The sequence below is a fragment of the Vibrio sp. 661 genome, from assembly GCF_033339315.1.
Taxonomy (GTDB): Bacteria; Pseudomonadota; Gammaproteobacteria; order Enterobacterales; family Vibrionaceae; genus Vibrio; species Vibrio alginolyticus.
The window spans coordinates 1-4,438 of record NZ_JAWOUJ010000038.1 but is presented as its reverse complement, the minus strand read 5'-3'; the positions used below and the strand labels follow the sequence as shown (position 1 = coordinate 4,438).

The following is a 4,438-nucleotide window of genomic DNA, read 5'->3' as shown; positions in this document are numbered from 1 at the left end:
TTTTCTTAGCCCTCCCGTTCCGACAATCAACGATCCCATTTCTGGGTTTTTGATGATGTCTGACTGCAACGCTCGAAACTCTTCATCCGTGAGCATCTCTTTTCGCTGAGATTCAAACAATGGCGTTTCAATAAACTCTAATGCGTAGCTAATAACCCGATCCTCTCCCAAAAGAATAGGAGTACATTGTACTCCTGGCAAGCGTATTTTCAAATGTATTAACGATTAAATCCGAAACCTCGACCTCTGCGATTTTGTCGTGCTAACGACTGCTCTTGCTGTATTGCTTTTCCAACGACTGGAGCTGCTGCGTCAAGTTGTTTACTTGCATGGTCAAGCTGCTCACACTGCTCTGTAAGCGTTGGTTCTCCTCGCTGCTCTGCTCGAATCTTTTCTCTAAATCCTTGTAGAGCTTCACGAACTCGCTGTGCTGCTCCTTGTGCTGCCTCTCTAAAACCTCGAAGGCGTGCAAAAGTTGTTTCTCTAGCTCGGTCATTTATTTCCTCTCCAACTTGATCAGCTCGTTCTTGCCATCGTTCATTGTCCACCCCTCCAGAATCGAGTAACCCTCTGGTATCACAATAAAACGTTCCCCTTTCTGGCTCTCGTACAGAGAAAGCCCCCAAGTCTTGTTCTGGAACTGCTCTAGGATCGCTTTTTGGCGGGCTATCTTTTTCTGATTGTCTAATATCGTCTGCCCTTGATACCAAGCGATCCCGTAACTGACGATCACCAAAAATAACAGGGTCACTGGCAACCAAATCCATGTTTTCATCACCAAGAGATTCAAACGTGATTGCTGCTCTTGGATGTCGTTTATGATTTTCTGCTCGCTTGATTTCAACGCATCTTGAATACGTTGTTCGTGCCTCTCGAAGTCTTTCTTTAGCGTTTGCTCGATAGCGTTGGCTTGCTTCTTCGATTGCGAATTGAAGTCCCTCGCCATATTCAAAATCTTGCTCATACAACAAACCTTTTAATCTTATGTTTCGTTTCCCACTTTCGGGATTCTTAATGCTGATGCTTTTAGCTGTCACTCTGGCAATCTCAAATCCTTTGCTTTCAAGCGCACCAATTACCCCTTTTCGACTACGGATCGCGCCTGATTGAGCAAGATTAAGTAGACCATCGGTAAGAAGTTGCTGAATCTCTTTTGCATCGGATGGAGTGTCTTTAGCACTCACCAAGCCTTGCTGATTAGCAGGGTCATCTGGGTCATGAAGCCCTAGTTCAAGATTCTTAATGGTGCGCCACGCATCGATACGAGGATTGTCTGCAAAGTGGTAGTAAGGTTGAAGTCGCTTGCCAGAATGAAGCTCAATATTTGGAATAACAAAATTCAGCTCTAACCGCCCTTTATCAAGATGCTCTACCCAAAGAATGGAGTATTGGTCTTTGTCTAAGCCTGGTAACAAAGCCTTTTCAAAATCAGCCATGAGGCGATCTTTAATCTCTTGTGATAAGTCCGTTTCAGCAAAACAGAGAAAGCCCGATGTGTACTTTTTGGCGTAAGGACTCGAATCAATGAGTGATTGAACTAAATCAGGATCGCCTTGATTGAGTGTCGCCCTCTCCCGATTTCTATCTTTCCCTAAGAGATAATCAACAGGGCCACTCCCAACGCCCTTACCTCTACGAGCGAACTGAACAATCATACTGAGATCTCATACTGTGCCATTATTTGCCCAAGCTGACGCTCGATTGCTGAAAGTTGAGCCAATACTTGAACCACATTCACGACATCATAATTCTGGGTATTCACTACTCTAGTGATCTGATTCAAGTTATTTCCAAGTCCAGATAACTGGCGCAATAATGCGGGGTCTACTTTAGGAACATTGGCTCTTTTAAGAGTCCGTTCCCCAAGACAAGTCTCTCTCACCCAAGGAGCTAATTCCGCACCATCACACCGATCTTTCAGAGCTTGAAGTTCAGTCTCAGTGACTCTGATCTTGATGGACTTTTCTCGTATTACTTTCTTCTTTTCAGTCATGGCAATTCTTTAGTTTGAGTGCTTTTAACTAGGGTTAAGGGAGCGTAGCGTCCCTTACAAGGCACAATGACAACGTAACGAAGTGGAGGGGTCTTTGTGTAGCCTTGCTTATGTGCTTAACAAAAGATAGAAAGTAAGATAAAGAAATGCAAATAAGGGAAATCATGAAGTATCAAACAATGACAGTAAGAGCAAAGAGGAGGCTAGCCAAGCTAGCGCAAACCACCCTTTCGGCTGCGCCGACCCCTACCCATTTCAACTCAAATTTATGAGTGATTTGGGTATCTTTTTGGTCGCTTTCAGATTGGGTAAGTCTCTTCCCTTTCGGGCTGCCCTGCGCTGTGAGTAAGGCTTTACGCCCCCATTCCAGTCTCACAACACTAATCAATTATTCCTTTTCCGCAGTTCTCCCTCTAGCAGCTACAAGAGAGCGGTTTTATCGTGCTTTCGCAAGTTTTGATTAGTGCCTTTACCTGCCACCTTTGGAACTTCCCTTGGTCGGTGGCTGATGCGCATCGCTCTGTCCAAAACATCTTGAGTCCAAACAGAGTGCAGGAATACTTGAAGTGCTTAAACGATATGGGCTATCATGAAAGGACTTACACAGGCCGTCAAACCGGTAAGTATTCCGATCAAAGCCGACCTTGCAGGGTCGGTTTTGTCACATCTGGGGATTGAGATTACAACCAAAGAGCTGGGATCTCAACGATCCTTTTCTAAGGTAATGAACGTCCTCAAGAAAAACGCCTCCCATTGGGAGGCGTTTTTCGTATCTGCCAGATGTAAAAAAGGTCGCCGGTTTGGGCAACCTTTTGCGTTCTATCGTTCAGTTCGCACAACGAGTGTTACGTTAAATTACTCATTACTTTCTTTTAAACCAAAGCAGTCCCACTCTATCAGCAATCGACTAAAATTATTTTTTGAAAGATATTTGGCATCTACACACTTACCATCATCATCGTACAGCACAAGGAAAAAAGAACTCGATTCTAGTGTACGACCTAACGAAAGCCATTGAGCAACAATTGTCTCGTAATGTTCTTGATATGATGCGATTTCAAAGCCTTTGTTATTCGATGTTTTAAAATAAATTTTTAGTTTCACGCTTTATCCCATTTATCTCATACACATCATATTTAAGACTAGGTTTGTGTGAGCAATTGAACGTTCTTAATAGACTTAGGCCAAAAAAAACCACTATATACGCAATTGAGCACTATTATAAAGTTACATGCATATCAACACTTTGTGAGTATTGCGTTATGGCTTTGTGTAAAATAAAAAAATACGACACTTTAGTAGATGCTCATACGATTAAACTTCTCGAAAATTTAACAATGGAAATTGGAAATGAAGAAGTTGCTCTACAAGTCACTATTTTGTCATTTGAAAAACTTTGGCATCAAATGGAAATGCATGGAGAGCCCAAAAACACATTTGAATGGCTTCAAATCGAAGCAAAGAAGCTCATAATTTAAAGCAACATAACGTTGTGGTGGTGATTATTATTCCTATTACGTTAAATAGCCGACTTAGCATCTCAAAACGCCAATCTGACGCTCTCAAAACGCTCCTGGAGCGTTTTTAAGCACTTATCCTTACCTAATTAGCCAGAAATCGGGCTGTAAGTTTGTGACGCTTTCAGAGCGATTTACAGGACAAAAAGTTCGCAGTTCGATTGAAACAAAAAACGCCCTCTAAGGGCGTTTTTTCTATGTTTTCATCTTATCGATGGCATCTTTGGTGATCAGCTCGTTAGCTATCTCTAAGTTCTCTTTGTACTTCTTCTCTTTGTACTTCTCATATTCAAATCGAGATAACGAACTTCTCGGATCGTACTCGTAACGCTGACAGAATTGCTCAAAAGTAACAGCTGCACTCATAGACACCTCTTAATCTTTAAACTGAAAACTTCGCATAAAGCTCTGGCTCTTTAGAGAGTAGAGTTAGGACTTTGCTTGCTAAACCTGTCGGATTTCTCCGTCCTTGCTCCCAACTTTTCACGGTATCAATACTCACATCCATCGCTTGTGCCAACTCTTTTTGGCTGACATCCAGTTGTGCTCGGATCGCTTTAACATCGGCAATCTCATAACGAGTGACATTCGCAGGAGTCTGCTCTCCTTTTGCAATCGCTTCGGCTTGCTTCATCGATGTATAAAGTTCATCAAAAATACTATTGCTCATTGTCATACTCTCTCTTAATCGACCTCGACACTTCTTTAAGGAGATTCTTCTCTTTCTGAGTTAAAGAGTCCTTTCTCCCTTTCTTGTACAGCAACACCAAATAGACAACATCAGGTTGGATCAGTAAGTAAATCGTTCGATAACCACCACTCTTACCTGTCGATTCTCCAGCAAGGCGAACTTTTCTTAGCCCTCCCGTTCCGACAATCAACGATCCCATTTCTGGGTTTTTGATGATGTCTGACTGCAACGCTCGAA

At 42.5% G+C, this 4,438-nt stretch carries 8 protein-coding genes and 1 pseudogene; 1 reads left to right on the top strand and 8 read right to left on the bottom strand.

Translation table 11 applies throughout. The annotated features are described in order from the left end of the window. From R7P69_RS24365 to R7P69_RS24350, 5 genes and pseudogenes are all read right to left on the bottom strand, one after another. Positions 1 to 201: pseudogene (locus R7P69_RS24365) on the bottom strand (hypothetical protein); the annotation flags it as partial. Positions 202 to 262: 61 nt separating this feature from the next. After that, entirely contained in the window at positions 263 to 496 is a 234-nt protein-coding gene (locus tag R7P69_RS25405) for an MbeD/MobD family mobilization/exclusion protein (protein WP_169567099.1), read from the bottom strand. Beyond that, a complete protein-coding gene (locus R7P69_RS25400; protein WP_353616425.1) occupies positions 497 to 946 on the bottom strand; it encodes an MbeB family mobilization protein in 450 nt (149 codons plus the stop codon). A 705-nt stretch (positions 947 to 1,651) separates the two neighbouring features. Further along, positions 1,652 to 1,993, bottom strand: coding sequence for a MobC family plasmid mobilization relaxosome protein (locus tag R7P69_RS24355; RefSeq protein ID WP_025607773.1), 342 nt, complete (start codon positions 1,991 to 1,993; stop codon positions 1,652 to 1,654). 855 nt (positions 1,994 to 2,848) lie between these two features. Continuing rightward, positions 2,849 to 3,097: a hypothetical protein gene (locus R7P69_RS24350; RefSeq protein ID WP_005398517.1), complete on the bottom strand. Its 249-nt coding sequence runs from the start codon at positions 3,095 to 3,097 to the stop codon at positions 2,849 to 2,851. Positions 3,098 to 3,255: 158 nt separating this feature from the next. Here R7P69_RS24350 and R7P69_RS24345 point away from each other — a divergent pair, with 158 nt between their 5' ends. Then, positions 3,256 to 3,471, top strand: a complete 216-nt coding sequence (locus R7P69_RS24345; RefSeq protein WP_031819061.1) for a hypothetical protein — start codon at positions 3,256 to 3,258, stop codon at positions 3,469 to 3,471. 234 nt (positions 3,472 to 3,705) lie between these two features. Here the strand turns inward: R7P69_RS24345 and R7P69_RS24340 are convergent, their stop codons facing one another. The 3 genes from R7P69_RS24340 to R7P69_RS24330 form a co-directional block, all read right to left on the bottom strand. Next, complete coding sequence (locus R7P69_RS24340) at positions 3,706 to 3,876, bottom strand: hypothetical protein (RefSeq protein ID WP_005398424.1); 171 nt, start codon at positions 3,874 to 3,876, stop codon at positions 3,706 to 3,708. 16 nt (positions 3,877 to 3,892) lie between these two features. Then, positions 3,893 to 4,180 (bottom strand): NadS family protein, encoded by a 288-nt coding sequence (gene nadS, locus R7P69_RS24335; RefSeq protein WP_029946694.1) that lies wholly within the window; start codon positions 4,178 to 4,180, stop codon positions 3,893 to 3,895. Then, the coding region (locus R7P69_RS24330; protein WP_318121715.1) for a type II toxin-antitoxin system RelE/ParE family toxin at positions 4,170 to 4,438 on the bottom strand (269 nt) is incomplete at its 5' end. The genes nadS and R7P69_RS24330, both read right to left, overlap by 11 nt.

Coding starts and splice junctions, on each gene's coding strand:
- R7P69_RS24345 (WP_031819061.1), top strand. CDS start 3,256: ATGGCTTTGTGTAAAATAAAAAAATACGACACTTTAGTAGATGCTCAT.
- R7P69_RS25400 (WP_353616425.1), bottom strand. CDS start 946: ATGGCGAGGGACTTCAATTCGCAATCGAAGAAGCAAGCCAACGCTATC.
- R7P69_RS24355 (WP_025607773.1), bottom strand. CDS start 1,993: ATGACTGAAAAGAAGAAAGTAATACGAGAAAAGTCCATCAAGATCAGA.
- R7P69_RS25405 (WP_169567099.1), bottom strand. CDS start 496: ATGACCGAGCTAGAGAAACAACTTTTGCACGCCTTCGAGGTTTTAGAG.
- nadS (WP_029946694.1), bottom strand. CDS start 4,180: ATGAGCAATAGTATTTTTGATGAACTTTATACATCGATGAAGCAAGCC.
- R7P69_RS24340 (WP_005398424.1), bottom strand. CDS start 3,876: ATGAGTGCAGCTGTTACTTTTGAGCAATTCTGTCAGCGTTACGAGTAC.